Annotated in this window: 13 protein-coding genes; 4 read left to right on the top strand and 9 right to left on the bottom strand. The window is 63.8% G+C overall.

Annotated features, from left to right (window positions below):
- Window positions 1–100: 100 nt before the first annotated feature.
- The 5 genes from JNM03_RS09170 to JNM03_RS09150 form a co-directional block, all read right to left on the bottom strand.
- Window positions 101–649, bottom strand: a complete 549-nt coding sequence (locus tag JNM03_RS09170; protein ID WP_294036147.1) for a DUF1003 domain-containing protein — start codon at window positions 647–649, stop codon at window positions 101–103.
- Between the two features lie 7 nt (window positions 650–656).
- A complete protein-coding gene (locus JNM03_RS09165; RefSeq protein ID WP_294036146.1) occupies window positions 657–1358 on the bottom strand; it encodes an NnrU family protein in 702 nt (233 codons plus the stop codon).
- A gap of 146 nt (window positions 1359–1504) precedes the next feature.
- Window positions 1505–2806: an amidohydrolase family protein gene (locus tag JNM03_RS09160; protein WP_294036145.1), complete on the bottom strand. Its 1302-nt coding sequence runs from the start codon at window positions 2804–2806 to the stop codon at window positions 1505–1507.
- Window positions 2803–4209 carry an amidohydrolase gene (locus JNM03_RS09155; protein WP_294036144.1) on the bottom strand — a complete coding sequence of 469 codons (1407 nt, stop codon included), beginning with the start codon at window positions 4207–4209 and terminating at the stop codon, window positions 2803–2805. The genes JNM03_RS09160 and JNM03_RS09155 overlap by 4 nt, the downstream gene beginning before the upstream one ends.
- Window positions 4210–4222: 13 nt before the next feature.
- A complete protein-coding gene (locus JNM03_RS09150) occupies window positions 4223–6193 on the bottom strand; it encodes a peptide MFS transporter (RefSeq protein ID WP_294036247.1) in 1971 nt (656 codons plus the stop codon).
- A gap of 278 nt (window positions 6194–6471) precedes the next feature.
- Here JNM03_RS09150 and JNM03_RS09145 point away from each other — a divergent pair, with 278 nt between their 5' ends.
- Window positions 6472–7053, top strand: a complete 582-nt coding sequence (locus tag JNM03_RS09145; protein WP_294036143.1) for a nitroreductase — start codon at window positions 6472–6474, stop codon at window positions 7051–7053.
- A 71-nt stretch (window positions 7054–7124) separates the two neighbouring features.
- Window positions 7125–7472, top strand: coding sequence for a GntR family transcriptional regulator (locus JNM03_RS09140; protein WP_294036142.1), 348 nt, complete (start codon window positions 7125–7127; stop codon window positions 7470–7472).
- Here the strand turns inward: JNM03_RS09140 and JNM03_RS09135 are convergent, their stop codons facing one another.
- From JNM03_RS09135 to JNM03_RS09120, 4 genes are read right to left on the bottom strand one after another with little or no spacing between them, the layout of a single operon-like run.
- Window positions 7473–9317 carry a tetratricopeptide repeat protein gene (locus JNM03_RS09135; protein ID WP_294036141.1) on the bottom strand — a complete coding sequence of 615 codons (1845 nt, stop codon included), beginning with the start codon at window positions 9315–9317 and terminating at the stop codon, window positions 7473–7475.
- The gene (gene prsR / locus JNM03_RS09130; RefSeq protein ID WP_294036140.1) at window positions 9318–10703 is read right to left on the bottom strand and encodes a PEP-CTERM-box response regulator transcription factor; all 1386 of its coding nucleotides are present in this window, start codon (window positions 10701–10703) and stop codon (window positions 9318–9320) included. It abuts the gene before it with no gap.
- Complete coding sequence (gene prsK, locus JNM03_RS09125) at window positions 10700–12808, bottom strand: XrtA/PEP-CTERM system histidine kinase PrsK (protein WP_294036246.1); 2109 nt, start codon at window positions 12806–12808, stop codon at window positions 10700–10702. The genes prsR and prsK overlap by 4 nt, the downstream gene beginning before the upstream one ends.
- Window positions 12809–12813: 5 nt before the next feature.
- Window positions 12814–14202, bottom strand: a complete 1389-nt coding sequence (locus JNM03_RS09120; RefSeq protein WP_294036139.1) for a TIGR03013 family XrtA/PEP-CTERM system glycosyltransferase — start codon at window positions 14200–14202, stop codon at window positions 12814–12816.
- Window positions 14203–14325: 123 nt separating this feature from the next.
- On the opposite strand from JNM03_RS09120, the gene JNM03_RS09115 reads away from it, so the two are divergent.
- Both JNM03_RS09115 and JNM03_RS09110 read left to right on the top strand, forming a co-directional pair.
- Window positions 14326–15387, top strand: coding sequence for a mannose-1-phosphate guanylyltransferase (locus JNM03_RS09115; RefSeq protein WP_294036138.1), 1062 nt, complete (start codon window positions 14326–14328; stop codon window positions 15385–15387).
- A gap of 53 nt (window positions 15388–15440) precedes the next feature.
- Window positions 15441–16007 (top strand): isoprenylcysteine carboxylmethyltransferase family protein, encoded by a 567-nt coding sequence (locus JNM03_RS09110; RefSeq protein ID WP_294036137.1) that lies wholly within the window; start codon window positions 15441–15443, stop codon window positions 16005–16007.
- Window positions 16008–16014 lie beyond the last annotated feature (7 nt).

Below are 16014 nucleotides of genomic sequence, written 5' to 3'. Positions count from 1 at the left end.
GGTTTCGACCGGTTGCGGAGGTTCTTCTTCCCTCCCGCAGGCGGGAGGGGTTGGGGGTGGGCCAGCACCGATCAGGTGCCCACCCCGAACCGCCCTTGGCTCAACCGTCCTTGCCCAGCCGCGTGCACAGTTCGTCGACCTTGTCGCGCAGTTCGTGAAAGCGCAGCTGATCGAGCTTCTCGTGCAGCCGCATGATCTCCAGCTCGGCGCGCAGATTGATCTCATAGTCCAGTTTTTCGGTCAGCCGGTCCTTTGCCGCTTGCCGATTCTGGCTCATCATGATCACCGGCGCCTGAATGGCCGCCAGCATCGACAGCATCAGGTTCAGAAAGATGAACGGAAAGGGATCGAAGGTCAGGCCCAGACTTTCGAGCGCCTTCGAATTGACCAGCATCCACACGAACAGCACGATGCCGAAACCGATGATAAAACCCCAAGACCCACCGACCGCCGCCACCCTGTCGGCCAATCGGTCGCCGAAACTGCCCCGCGCCGTTTCATCGTCATCATCGTCGTCGCCCGGATCCCGGCTCGTCGGCTGGCGCTCGGCAATCGCGCCAATGACGCGCTGTTCCGCCGGATCGAGCTGATCATAAGCGCGGCCCAGCAGCCGCAGCGACAGGTCGGCGATCTTTTCCTCGCGGTTCATCGCGTCCCTATCCTACCCAGCGCCACAACCCGGCCGCCATGAAACCAAGCGCGCCGTGCGCCCATGTCGCGACAAGCCACAGCACGATGCCACCAAACAACGCATGACCGCGCGGGATCGTATCGCCCCACGGCGTGACACCCCCGACTTGCCGCGCGAACGGAACGAAGCTCGTCCGTGCCGCCCAGTGTCGCCAGCTATCGCCCATCACCTGCGCCTTCTTCGCGTCCTGCCCCGCCGATCCGACGAGCGCGAGGAATGCGATGGTCGATGAAAGCACGATCTGTCCGGGGGTCGGCATCACCAGCGCATGCGCCAGCGCCCAGAGTGTAAATCCCCACATCATCGGGTGCCGCGTGATCGCGAAGACGCCGCGCGGCGCGGATTGCGTTGCCGCTGCGGCGTTCGGCGCCGGCAGCGCCGGATTGCCGATCAGCGATCCCATGAACAGGATGCTCGCAAACAGCACGAGCACGGACGCAAGCATCCACAGCGGATCGTCGACGATCCAGAGCGGTGGCTCGGGCGGCATGCCGCGCCACGCCTGCACGATCAGGACAAAGGTCGCGATAGCGACGATCGAATAGGTGATCAGGAAGCCACGTTCGCCCAGTCGCGCCACGAGCCCGGCGCGAAGCGGATGCGACAACGCGAAATGCGTCCCGACGAACAGGACGCAGGTCGTGATCAAAAGCGACATGGGTTGCATGAACGGCCCCTCTCCTTTCGGGGCCGTTCATCGTCAAATCGTCACCCCGGCGCGGGCCGGGGTCTCGCCCGTGCGTGGTCGCTACGTCGAGAACCCGGCCTTCACCGGGATGAGGAATTGGGGACGAACGCCCTCACCCGACATTATCACCTGTCATACGCCTTGGGCAAAGCCCCTTCGACCGGCGTCAGATAGCGATCGCGCAGCCGGTCCTGACGCGTGACGAGCGACTGGCGCTTGCCGTCGATCCAGACCATCGTCGGACGACTGCCGAGTTCGAGCGGATCCTTGTCCCAGATCACGATATCGCCGACGCGGCCCGCCTTCAGCGAACCGATCGTCCCGTCCATGCCGATTGCCCGCGCCGGCGCACTCGTGATCGAGGCGAACGCCTGATCCCACGTCAGCCCGCTCGCACCCGGCAGCCGCGACAGGCCGACGAGGTTGCCGGCATATTGCGTCGTATATCCCATCTTGTGGGCGTCATCATCGTCGAACACGCCGACCGACACGTCGATCCCCGCCGCCTTCATCCGCCCGGCATTCGACTGCGTCGCACCCAACCGTTCGAAACTGTCGGGCAGGTCGCTCAGCGGCGAAACCAGCACGGGGACCTTCGCCGCCGCGATATTGTGCGCGACCAGCCATCCCTCGGTCGCCCCGACAAGAACAAGCTTGAGCGCGGGGAATTCGTCGCGAAGCTTCAGCACATTCAGAATGTCGGCGGCGCGATCGACGCGCACGAACAGCGGCGTCGTGCCGTTGATCACCCGCACCAGCGCTTCGGCATCGGCGCGCTGGATCATCGCGTCATTACCCCACTCGGCCAGCGTGCCGGGGTTACGGGCATAGCTGCGCGCTGCCAGCAATTGTTCACGGAACAGCAGGAAAGTCGCCGCGCGGCTCCCCCCCGCCTGGGCCGATCCATCCTCGCCGAACGCGACATATTGCAGCGCGCGCGCCCGCGTCACCATGTCCATATCATCGGCCAGATCGACGACCGCGCCCTGTCCGGCGAACAGATTGCTGCTGCTGCCCGGCGCGACGATCGCCCGGGTGACACCGGCGGCGCGATTGACCGCGATCGGCGAACCCATGGGGTTGAGCGCGGGCGCGATGTCGAGCCCGGCCGAGAAGCGCGACCGGGTTGCAGAGCGGTCGTTGGTCCCGGTGACCGCATCCACCTCGACCAGCCCGACACGACTGAACGCCGCGACGATACCCGGCGTGACATATTGGCCCTGCGCATCGACGCGCTCGATGCCGGCCGGAACCGCAACGCCCGCACCCGCCGCGACGACCTTGCCGCCGCGGACGACCACGGTGCCGCCCTCGATCGGCGCGCTGCCGTCGCCGATGACCAGCTTCGCGTTGGTGATCGCGATATCCTGCGCGGCGGCGGGAAGCGCGATCAGCGCGGCGGCGGAGAGAAGGAGAGTCCGGATCATTTCACGTCTCCTTCGCCCGGCTGGCCAAGTTCGAAGTCGGTCACCGGCCGCCGTTTCGGATCATTCGCATCGAACATCAGCGCGCCGTCGATCCAAACTTTTTCGGGGCGCGTATAGACGCTGAACGGATTGCCATTCCACAGCACGACGTCCGCCATCTTGCCGGGCTTCAGGCTGCCGATCTTGTCCTGCAGGCCGATGGCCTTCGCCGGATTGATGCCAAGCCAGGTCCATGCCTGTTCGTCGCTGATCTGCATGCCCATCCGGCGACCGGCGGCAAGCGCCTTGGCCGCTTCCTGATTGAGGCGCTGGATCTGGTTCGCGTCGTCCGAATGGACGATCGTGCACGCGCCTTCCTTGTACATCAGCGCGATATTCTCGGGCACCGAGTCATAGGCTTCCATCTTGAAGCCCCACCAGTCGGCCCACATCGCGGCGCAAATGCCTTCCTTCTTCAGCAGGTCGGCGATCTTGTAGGCCTCGACCGCATGGTGGAACGCCGACACCTTGTACCCGAACTCGTGGCTCATATCGATGACATTTGCCATTTCGTCGGCGCGGTAGCAGTGGTTCTGGACGAGGATTTCGCCCGACAGCACGCCCGCCAGTGTTTCCATCGCGAGGTCGCGGTCGACGGGTTTGCCTTCGTCGAGTTTCTTCTTGTACGCTGCGGCCTTGGCCCAGGTCTGGCGATCGACCGCCATATTGCCCATGCGGGTCGAGGGCATCCGGCCCTTGCTGCCGTAAACGCGCTTCGGATTTTCGCCGCACGCCATCTTCAGGCCATAGGGCGCACCGGGGAATTTCATCCCCTGCACCGTGCGCGCCGGAACATTCTTCAGCACGACCGAGCGGCCGCCCATCAGGTTCGCACTGCCCGGCAGGATTTCCAGCGTCGTGATACCGCCATTGGCAAGCGCGCGCGTGAAACCGGGATCCTGCGGCCAGACGCTATGTTCGCTCCACACCTCGGCCGTAATCGGACCCGTCGCCTCATTGCCGTCGGAATGCGCTTCGACGCTGGGCGATGGATAATCGCCCAGATGGCTGTGGATATCGATCACGCCCGGCGTCAGATATTTGCCGGTGCCGTCATAGACGTCGGCGTCGGTCGGCAGTTCCATGTCGGGGCCGCCCACCGACAGGACCTTGCCGCTCGACAGAACGATCGAACCATTGTCGATCCGCCCGCCTTCGCCGTCAAATATGGTGACGTTCTTCACGACCGTCAGGCGGCTGGGATACGCCTTGTAAGTCGAAGGATAAGGGTCCTTGTTGAACTTCACCGGCTTTTCGGCCGATGCGGTCGCGGCGGGCTTGTCCCCCGCCGATTGCGGGCCGCCGGCCCCGGACGTGCAGGCAGCAAGGGCGAGCAGCGGCAACGCCGCGATCGATAAACGCATGTTCGGGAACCCCTTATTTAACGCCGTGCATCAGATATTTGAGCGGCCATGCCAATAGCAGCAGCACGCCGCCGATCGCGATCGAAACAAGCCCGATCGTCTGGAATACGCCGACATAGGTATCAAGGCTGACCTTCAGGTTGGCCACCTGTCCGCCGACCGTCTCGACGCTCGCAAACTGGGCGACGATGCCCGCGACATATTGCGCGGTCGCGATCGACAGGAACCAGACGCCCATCATCAACCCGACAACGCGCGCGATCGACAATTTGGTGATCATCGACAGCCCGACGGGCGAAATGCACAGTTCGGCGATCGAGTGGATCAGGTAGAGACCGGCGAGCCAGACCAGCCCGACCTGCGCCCGGCTATCGGCGAACTGCGAGCCCCAGACGAGGAACAGAAAGCCCGCGCCGACGCCCATCAGCGCGACGCCGAACTTGACCGGGATATTGGGTTCAAGCCCGCGCGCCGCGAGCGCGTTCCACAGCATGCTGAACACGGGCGCCAGCAGAACGATGAACAGCGCGTTGAAGATCTGCGTCTGTCCGGCCGGCATCACATAGACGCGCTCGCTGCCGAACCCGTTCATCCGGGCGATATGCATCCCGATCATCGCGGCAACGCCGACGACGATCCATGCGATCGCCATCGTGCGTTTCACGGCCGCGTCTTCCCCGCGCGAGAAGAACCACCATGCCAGCCAGGCCACCCCGCCGAACACCGCGGCGAAGAACAGATAATAAGTGAAGGGAAGCGACCGGAACATCGCGAACAGCGGCTGGGTCCAGCCGATCTCGAGCATCGTGTTGCGTTCGGCAAACAGCGTCAGCGAGGACCCCGCCTGTTCGAACAGCGTCCAGAACACGACGTTGAAGACGATCAGCACCATCGCGGCGAGCATCATCTGGAATTCGGTGCGGTTGCCCGCGAACCACGCCCAGGCCAGGATGCCGGGGATCGCGAGGATGAAGGTTCCGAACATGACCTTGCCCATGATCGGCAGGGTGGACAGATAACCGATCAGGCCGGTGCCCGCTTCCGGCTTCACATAGCCCATGAGGTTCGAAAAGAGGAAATAGACCAGCGGAATCGCGAGGAGCGCGCCGCCGTAGATCAGCCAGTCCTTCTTCGGATCGGCGCCTTCCGGTCGTTCGCCATAGCCCTTGAGGCGCCCGCCGTCGAACTGGAACAGCAGCCAGGAACAGGTCATGCCGATCGCCGCAAGGCCGAAACCCGCCCACCAGCCGACCGCTTCGGCAAGGATCGGGCAGAAGAATTGCGAGACCAGCGAGCCGAGGTTGATGCCCATGTAAAAAATGGTGAAACCGGCATCGCGGCGGCGGTCGCCATCGTCATAAAGCGAACCGACGATGGTCGAGATATTGGGCTTGAAGAAACCGTTGCCGACCGTGACGAGGCCAAGGCCGACGAGCAGGATCGCGATAAACATCGGCGAACGCTCGGCATCGGATTTGAAGTTTTCGGGCGCGATCTTGCGTGCTTCGGCGCCGTCCGCGCTGAGCAACGAGACCGACTTGTCCTCGTTCCCGCGGATTTCCAGCTTCTGGCCATCGACGGTGACGAACCGCGCGTCCCCGCCGCCATCGGCTTTCGCCTCGATCGTGACGTCATAACGCTGCGCATCGATCGTCGCGAAGGGTTTCGCGGTATCGCCGCCGAAACAGAGGGTAAAATAGCCGAGCGCCATCAGGATCGCGCCGAACTTCACCGATCGCTTCGAACCCAGATAGCGGTCTGCGATCAGGCCGCCGATCAGCGGCGTCAGGTACACCAGTGCCGTGAAACCACCATAAATGCCGGCGGTCGTCGTGTCGCTGAACAGGAAATGGTTCGCGAGATACAGCGTCAGGATGGCGCGCATCCCGTAGTAGCCAAAACGCTCCCACATCTCGGTGGTGAACAGGCGCTTCAACTGCCGGGGGTGGCCGAACCAGCCATTGTGGTCGCCGGGGTGGATCATGCGGACATCGGCAGGCGGCGCGCCTGGCTCCAGCGATGCGGTCTGGTCCACTTCGTTCGTCATCAATCGGGCTCCCCGGTATGTTTTGATTGCGAGGATGCCGCATTCCGCTCCGCGGAAATCCCACCCCCTTGCTGTAATGATCGCGTAACCTAGCGCGAAAATTGCTCAAGGGAAGAATCTAATTGCGCGTGAAACCATATCGAACCCGCAAGAAAATTTATTGCGAATCATTCGCAACACTTGCGGATGTGCGCGAAGATCGTCAAATACCTCCCATGTTCAACGACACCAGCACTCTCCGCTCGCACCTCGCCACCCGTCGCTCGGGCAAGGCACGCGACATGATCGCCCCCGGCCCCGACGCCAACGAACTGCGCGACATCATCGCGCTCGCGCTGCGCACGCCCGACCATGGCAAGCTTGCGCCATGGCGGATTGTCACAATCGCGGCAAACCAGCGCGAAGCGTTCGCGACCTTGCTCAAAAACGCATGGGTCGCCGAAAATCCAGGCGCTGCGGGAATGGACCTGTCGGCACTCGACCAGTTCGCGCATCAGGCACCAAGCCTCGCGGTACTGATCTCGACCCCTGTTCGGGACAGCAAGGTGCCCATCTGGGAACAACAGATGTCGGCAGGCGCGGTCGGCATGAACCTTCTCCACGCCGCACACGCCCATGGATTCGTTGGTAGCTGGCTTACCGGTTGGGCCGCCTATAGCCCGGCCGTCGCGCAGGCGTTCGGAGTCGGCAACGGCGACACCATCGTCGGCTATTTCTTCCTTGGCACTGCGGGAGCAGACCTGTCCGAACGCCCGCGCCCCGAATATGATGACATTGTCAGTACTTGGGACATTTAATTTCAATTCAGCCGGCATTTCTCTAACTTTCAAGATTTGACTGTGCTGCTGTCTTATGGCATTAAGGCGGCATGCTCGATCAGTCCAAACCCGTGTACCAGCGTCTGCGCGATGTCATCGCGAACGCCATCCTCGACGGCAGCTTCCGTGACGGCGACATGTTGCCGTCGGTCCGATCGCTCGCGGCGGAGGAAGGCGCAAACCCGCTGACCGTCGCCAAGGCCTATCAGACGTTTCAGGACGAAGGCCTCGTCACGGTGAAGCGCGGCGTGGGCATGTTCGTGGCCGAAGGCGCAACCGATCGCCTGCGTGAACTGATGCGGGAAGATTTCCTTACCAATGTCTGGCCGCCGGTCGCGCAACAGATGCGTCGCATCGGTCTCGACGCCCAGACGCTGCTCAATCTTACCGACGCCTGATCAACGGCCGATCTGTTCAGCCTTGTTCCTTAAATCCATGGCGTTCTGGCTGTCGCCGCGCTGATCGAGCAGGTCTGCGTAAAACAGCATGATCTCAGAATTGAGCGGCTGCAGCCGATAGGCGAGCGCGATCAATGGCAGCGCGCGGGCGCGATCGCCCTTGGCGGCCCATGCACGCGCCAGTTCGCGCAAGACGACGACATCGCGGTTGCCGATCTTTTGACGGACGCGCTCGAAATGCCCGATCGCCTGATCCCAATGCTCGATGTCCATCGCCAGATGCCCGGCCAGACGGTCGGCGGCGATGCTCGACGGCTGGCTGTCGCGCAGCGCAAGAATGGCGGCACCCGAACCAGCCGAGTCTCCCGAGGCGAAAAGCGCGTTGGCGAGACGCAGTGTCGTACGCTCGCCGGCGTCCAGATCGCGAGCGGAACGGTACGACTGGATCGCAAGAGCGTAACGCCCGCCGGCGAGCGCAGCGTCGCCAAGCAGGATGTGAGCGTCGGCAACCCCACGGTTCGCGTCGCGTAGCTTCGTCGCGCGCGCGATGGCGCTGGCATAATTGCCCGCAGCCATATCGGCCGAAATCGCCGGGATCGCCTTCGCCGGATCAAGCGGCGCCGCGTCGCCCCCCATCGCGACCAGGCCATAGCTGTCATTGACCGCAAACGGTGGCGCATTGCCACGATTCAGCGACGCGGCGCGCGCAAGGAAGGATAAGGATGCATCGCGCTGTCCGGTTTCGGCCGCCACACGCGCGGCGAGCAGCAGCGACCAACTATCGGCATCGGTACGCCCGACGATCGGCGCCAGCGCCTCGGCGGCAGCATCGGCATCACCGTCTGCCCAGTCGGCGACCGCAAGAATACGGCGCGCCACGAGGTTGTTCGGCTGCTCGGCAATCAACCGGTCCGCCCAGGTCGCGGCCACGGCCTCTCCTCCGAGCTGCAACTCGACGACCGCACTCAACAGCATGAAGCCCGGTTCATCGTCAAGCGCACCGCGCGTTCGCTGAAGCAGGCTGCGCGCAAGCACATAGTTGCCGGCGCGGGCGGCCAGAACGGCCTGCAGATAAAAGAGTCGCGCATTATCCGGCGCGAACGTTGCGGCACGACGCAGCGCCGCCAGCATGTCCTTGTATCGACCAAGATCGCCAAAGGTCGCCGCTTGTTCGATCAGGGCATCGGCATTGTCCGGGTCGGCGGCGAGCGCCTTTTCGTACCATTCTAGCGATGCGCCGAGTCCCTGTTGGGTGCGGACAAGGTTCGCCTTGTACGCAAAGGCAGCGCTGTTCCCCCGGTCGAGCTCGATCGCGAAGTCGATTGCGTCCCGCGCGCCCAGCGTGTCGGCATTGGCGTCGCGAAACCGTGCGACGTCAACCCACAGCATCGAATTGCGCGGCAGTTCTCGAACCGCACGGTCATAGGCGTCGCGCGCCGCGTCGAGATTTCCGTTGTCGAGATGAATGTCGCCCGCAACCCATGCGGCTTCGCCGATCATGTCAGGCGCGATCGGCCCGCCGTCGAGCGTCTCGAAGGCGCGCGTACCATCGCCCTGCAGCGCATATGCCCGCGCAAGCAGGGGGCGCAGATAGTCCCCCTTTCCCCCAGCCGCGAGCGCTGCCCTGACCGTCGCCTCGGCACCGATCCCGTCACCCAATCGGATCTGCGCGCGCGCCAGTTTGACCCGCGCCGCGATATCGTGAGGATCATTCGCGATCGCGGCCTTCTGTTCGGCGATCTGCTGCCGCCAGACATCGCGCGATGCCGCCGCAGGGGCGCCATTGCAGCCGGCCAGCACCGCTGCCGCAATCAGAGCAGCAAGCAGAGGCCGAGCGATGCCCATTCAGGCGTGCATCCGATATTGCTTGAGCAGATCGTACAGGGTGGGGCGGCTGATCCCGAGCAACTTCGCAGCAAGCGAGATATTGCCGTCGCTTTGCGTCATGGCGCGGCGGATCGCGACGCGATCCGCCGCCTCGCGCGCGCTACGCAGATTCAGGTAATCCTCACCGCCTTCGCCCTCTCCATCCGACCGTCCCGCAAGATCAAGATCGCCCGGCGTCACCAGCTTGCCGTCGGCCATGATCACGGCACGTTTGACGCGATTTTCAAGCTCGCGAACATTGCCCTGCCAGCCCCCCTCGTCGATCGCCTGCAGCGCGTCTGGCGCGAAGCCGCGTACCGCGGGATTCATCGCTGGCGCATATTGATGCAGGAAATGGCGCGCGAGCAACACCGCATCGCCCGGCCGCTCGGCAAGCGAAGGAATCTTCACCACCATTTCCGCAAGCCGGTAATAAAGATCGTCGCGAAAGCTCTGCTCCGCGATCATCGCATCGAGGTTGCGGTGCGTCGCGCACACGATGCGCGTATCGACCGCAATCGCCTTGCGCCCGCCGATCCGTTCGATCGTTCGTTCCTGCAAGAAACGTAGCAATTTCACCTGAAGCGGCAACGGAATATCACCGACCTCGTCGAGGAACAGCGTCCCGCCATGTGCCAGCTCAATCTTGCCCTCGGTCGTCTTGACCGCACCCGTGAAGGCGCCCTTTTCATGCCCGAACAGCTCGCTTTCGAGCAGGTTTTCCGGGATCGCCGCGCAATTGATCGCGACAAAGGCACCATCGCGGCGGCCGCTTGCCTCGTGCAGCCCACGCGCGAGCAGTTCCTTGCCGGTGCCACTGGCGCCGAGAAGCATCACCGACACGTCGAGGTTGGCCACGCGCTCAATAGTCCGCGCGACCTTTAGCATTTCGGGGGCCCCGGTGATCATCGCACCCAGAACACGGTTGTCGCTCGCACCCTGTTCGGCAAGCCGTGCGTTTTCGACCTCCAGTTCGCGCACGTGAAAGGCGCGGCGGACGATCAGACCCAGTTCTTCGATATCGATCGGCTTCTGGTAAAAATCCCACGCTCCGTTCGCGATCGCTGCAAGCGCGCTCGTCCGCTCGCCATGGCCCGACACGACGATCACCTTGGTGTCGGGCTTGGCTTCGAGAATGGCCTTCAGCACGCGAAAGCCCTCACGAGTCCCGTCGGGATCGGGCGGCAGGCCGAGATCGAGCGTTACGACGGCGGGTTCCTCGACGCGCAGAATACCCATCGCGCCGTCATGATCACCCGCGATCAGCACCTCGTAGCCGTCATAGGCCCATTTGAGCTGCGCCTGGAGACCGGGGTCGTCCTCGACGACCAGCAGCTTGCGCACATCGGCTGCATTCTCGCTCATTGACCTGCCACCTTCTTGATCCGTTCGTCGATTGCTCCGCCAGGGCGCGTATCGGCGAGCGGCAACCACAGGGTGAAGTTGCTCCCCTTGCCCGGTTCGCTTGCCACTTCGATTGTCCCGCCCATCGCTTGCGCGAGTTGCAAGGCTTCGAACGCGCCCAGACCGAACCCGCCCTCCTTCGTCGATACGAAGGGTTTGAACAGTTCGTCGCGGATGAAGGCACGGGTCATGCCCGCGCCCTGATCGATCACGTCGATCCGCGCCCGACCCTGCTCGGCAACGGCAATCACCTGAACTGCCGTATCGGCCGGCGAGGCGTCGATTGCGTTGGCGACGAGATGCTGGACGATTTGGCGGATCGACCCCGCATCACCCCATGCGGCAATTCCCGCCTGACAGCCGACGAACAGGGCCCGCCGCGCATTCGCGTCGGCCGCAACCGCGTTCAACAGCGGCTCAACCAGGGTCCGTTCTGCTTCGGCCGCCTTGCCGCGCTCGCGCGCCGACAGACGGACGAGCAGGTCGGACAGTCGACCCGACGATATCTTCAGGGTCTCGACCATATCGGCGCGGAACGCCGGCTTATCTGCATGGCGTTCGGCGTTACTTGCAAGGAGGTTGAGCTGGCTCGCGAGATTCTTGATGTCGTGCATGATGAACGCAAAGCGCCGATTGAATTCGTCGAAACGCTTCGCTTCGGACAGCGCTGCCTGACTTTGCGATTCAGCAAGGTAGCTTGCGGCCTGCTGCCCCGCGATACGCAGTACATCGAGATCTTCCCAATCGAGCGCGCGCGACACCGGCGGGCGGTGAAGGACAACGACCGCGATCATCCGGTGGAAGTGCAGCACTGGCACAACCACCCATGCGCGCGGATCGGCAAGCAGCCAGTCGGGGACGGCCAGATCCTGTTCGTCTGACGATCGACCCCGCCGTTCGGCATCCAGATCGACGATGTGCCGGGTTTCCTGCAGCATGAACGCCGACCGAAGCGATAGCGACGCTTCGCCCTCGATTCCCGCCGGCCAGTGCCATTGCTCGGCAACACGGAACGCCCCCAGGGCATCGGGCAGCATCAGCAACGCGCCCGGGCTGCCCGTCAACTCCGCAAGCGCTTTCGCGGCACGGCGATGGAGGTTTCGGTCGTCTTCGCCATCGCCCTGCGCGAGCGTCGCGGTGAAGCGCATCCACTCGGCGCGATAGTCATAGCGATGCTCGAAAAAATGCTTCGAGATCATCACCGACAACCATGCGCGGGCGCGCGCAGAGAGGAACAGCAGCCCGCCCGCGCCGAGCGCAAAGATCAGGAAAGTACCCTGCGCCAGTTCGCCATAGTCGCCGCCGATCAACCGCGCGAGCGCACCGACGAGACCGATCAGGATCAGATAGGTCGCAGCGCCGATCAGGATCAGCGTCCGCATCGCCGCCGTCCGCGACAATCGGATCCGCTCGCGCCCGACATCCATCGCGGCGACCACGAACGTCGGCAGGATCAACAGCGCAACTGCGGGAAGCAGATGGATCAACGTCGACGCGGGCTTGTCCGTCAGCGCACCGATCAACTGCACGTTGAGTTCATAGGACCAGAGCATCGCAAAGCCGCCCGCGACGGCCATCACCGGCATTCGCAGCCCGGCACCCGCGCGGCGCACCGCGCCATCGACAATGAGCAATCCACCCGTCGCCACGATCATGGCCGAGATGGCGAGCGTCGAGCCCAGCCACTCGGCGGCCTCCGCGCCGTGGCGCCAGTGCGCGGCCCCGCCGACGAGCAGCATCGCGCCGCTGATCGTCATCAGCAGGCGAAGGACCAAGCGGAGCGGCCGCGACATCGGCGCTGACGGCGACCAGAATGTCATGCGCAGCCAGCCCAGCATCGCAAGGTCGCGCAAAGCCTGCACGACCAGCGCCTGCGACGATCCGGGCGACCAGACATAAAGTGCCCCACACCACGCGGCGGTCGCCGCGGCCGCGATCGCCAGCCAGCGCGGTGCCGGCATCAGCACCAACATCCGACTCCGCGGCCGTGCGAGCAGCCACAACGCAACCCCCGCAAAAGCCGCTAGCGCCAACGCAGACAGAATATCGGACAGACCGGCGAGCATCACGGTCAGCGCGCCCCCTCCGGCCACAACACGACGCGCACGGTCTGGAGCAGGATCAAAAGGTCGAGGAAGGGCGAATAATTCTTCGCATAGTAAAGATCATATTCGAGCTTCGCGCGCGCGTCCTCGACCGACGCGCCATAAGGATAGTTGATCTGCGCCCAGCCGGTGAGGCCCGGCTTCACCATATGCCGTTCGGCATAATAGGGCAGTTGCTCCTCCAACTCGTCGACGAAGCACGGCCGCTCGGGACGCGGGCCGACAAAGCTCATATGCCCTTTCAACACGCACCAGAGCTGTGGCAGTTCGTCGATACGAAGCTTGCGGATGACGTTGCCGACGCGGGTGATCCGCGGGTCATTCTCGCTCGCCCAAACGGCTTTTCCCGCGGCTTCCGCATCGGCGCGCATCGACCGGATCTTGTAGATGTCATACGGTTCGCCGAACAACCCGACCCGCGACTGACGATAGAGGACGGGGCCCTTGCTATCGAGCTTCACCGCGATTCCCGCGAGCAGGATCAAGGGCAGACCGACGACGAGGACGATCAGACTTGCCAGGATGTCGAACACGCGCTTGCCGACCTTCGAGATTCGCTGCCCCGCCGAAAAGCCGTCGGAAAAGATGAGCGCGCTTGGGTTTGTCGTCGCCAGATCGACGCGCCCGGTCTCTCGCTCGATAAAGCTGGCGATATCGTTGACATGCACGCCGGTCGTCTTGACGCGAAGCAGATCTCCCAGCGGCAGCGTGTTACGCCGTTCCTCCATGGCCATCACAACTTCACCCGCACCAAGCGCGACGACATGTTCGGACAGATTGGGGATCGCTTCCCGCGCAACCGCGCCCTTCACCACCTTTTCGCTGCCCGACATCGCGACGAAGCCGGCGATCTCCAGCCCGCTGCCCGGCATCTCTGCCAGCGACTGCAGCCGGGCGGCGCGCGACCCTGCTCCCAAAACAAGAATCCGGCGCTTAAAGGCTTCCGCTCCCGCCGACTGCGTCAGGATCAGGCGAATGACGAACAGCGCCGCAATTGCCAGGCCCATCGCGTAGAGACTGTTCACCCGCCACAATGTCGCGGTCGGCAAGAGGAATCCGACAACGGCAAGGAAGATGACGCCCAGCGAAATAGCCGCCAGAAGGCGCGCGGTCGCGAACTTCATCGACCGCAGTGCCTCGTTTCCGTACATGCCGGTTGCCATCATCGCGAGCGAGTTGGACAGGGCGAAGGTGGTAAGCGGCAACCAGCGGGTCCCAAGATCACCCGCGTCAAAGTCGGCAAAATGCGCATAGATGTGCCACGCCCCCTCGGCCGAACCGAGCAATGCGATGAACTCGATCAGCGCCAGCCAAACGACCGCGTGTGGCACATAATGTTTGAACAGTCGGAACATGGAAACATCTGGCCCTTTCGGGAAACGACCGTAGCGCAGAGGCGTCAACTGTCGGTTAATTTTACACTTGGACGCACCCTATTGAGGGATGACGGAGATACGGCAAGGCGATACATCGAACCGATGAGCGTTATGATACGACCCGTTATCCTGTGCGGCGGTGCCGGAACCCGCCTATGGCCCGAATCACGCGGCACACAGGCCAAGCAGTTTCTGTCCCTGCACGGCGAGGAAAGCCTGTTTCGGCAAACCTTGCGGCGAACGCCCGCGGGGTCGGCGTTCCTGCCGCCCTTTGTGGTGTGCGGCGATCCCCATGTCGTCGCCGTTCGCGACCAGATGGATGGCCGCGAAGCCATCCTGCTGGTCGAACCCATCGCGCGCAACACGGCTGCGGCGATCGCGCTCGCCGTGGCGCGCGCCGACGCCGAGGACCTGCTGCTGGTCATGCCGAGCGACCATGTCATTGCAGATGTCGATGCCTTCCACGCGGCGATCACGCTCGGCGCGGACCTCGCCCGCCAGGACTGGCTCGTGACATTCGGCATCGCGCCCGATCGTCCCGATACCGGTTTCGGCTATATCGCCAGCGGCGGCGCATTGGAGCAAGGCGGCTTCGCGGTCGATCGGTTCGTCGAGAAGCCACCGCTGGAAGACGCCGAACGCATGCTTGCGATAGGGGGATATAGCTGGAACGCGGGGATTTTTCTGTTCCGGGCTGGACGGATGCGCGATGCGATGCTCGAACAATGCCGCGCGATTTTCGAGGCGGTGGAGCAGTCGGTGGCGGCGGGCCGGTACGACGGCGATGCCTTCTATGCCGATGCGTCTTCCTTTGCGCGGGCACCGTCGGACTCGATCGATTATGCGGTGATGGAAAAGGACGACCGTGTCGCGGTCGTACCCGTATCGATGGGTTGGTCCGACCTCGGAAGTTGGCAGGCCGTGTACAATCTTGCGGAAGCCAAGGACGGGAACGGGAATGCCACGACCGGCGACGTCTTCCTGCACGACGCCGCGGGAACACTGGTTCGCGCCGGACGGAAGCGGGTTTCGGTCATCGGAATGCGGGACGTCGCCGTGATCGTCGATGGCGACGATATCCTGGTGATGCCGCTGGACCGCAGCCAGGAAGTGCGGGAAGCCGTGAGAGCCCGTCAATCGCCCCCCGGCCCCTTGACCCTGTAGTTCCTACAGGGTGTAGCGAATCACGCATCGACCCTCAGAACGGGAGAATGCCGATGCTTGCCACCCTGCCTTTCCTGCTTTTTCTGCTCGTCATTCTGATGACCTTGCTGCGCGGGCGCGCCGTGCGGGCACGATCGGGCACCAGCGCCTGGGCTTTCACGAATGCACGCGGAATGCAGCGGCTGTCGGGCGTCGTCTTTGTAGTCTCGTGCGGCACACTGGTCGTGCTGTCGGCCTTGCTGGCATCGGGCGCACTCACCGTCCCCCCTGATCGGCGGGCCTTCGGAACCGTCGGCATCGCGCTCGGCGCGCTGATCGTCGCGATCGCACAAATCCAGATGGGCAACGCCTGGCGGATCGGGGTGCGTGATGGGGACGCGCCGCTATTCGTCCGCGCCGGACTGTTCCGCGTCAGCCGAAACCCGATCTTCGTCGGGATGATCCTGATGGCTCTCGGTATCGCAGTCGCCGCCGGAACGCCGTGGGGCTGGGCCGGCGCACTGACCTTCATCGCCGCATGCCATCTCCAGACGCGCGTCGAGGAAATCCATCTGTCCAGGCAATTCGGTGACGCCTACGACGCCTACCGCCGCGCGGTGCCGCGCTGGCTACTGCTCTAAGGGACAG

Source organism: Sphingopyxis sp., assembly GCF_016793825.1.
In the GTDB taxonomy this organism is placed as follows: Bacteria; Pseudomonadota; Alphaproteobacteria; order Sphingomonadales; family Sphingomonadaceae; genus Sphingopyxis.
Note: the sequence above shows the minus strand (reverse complement) of the source record. Positions and strands in the feature narration are given on the sequence as shown.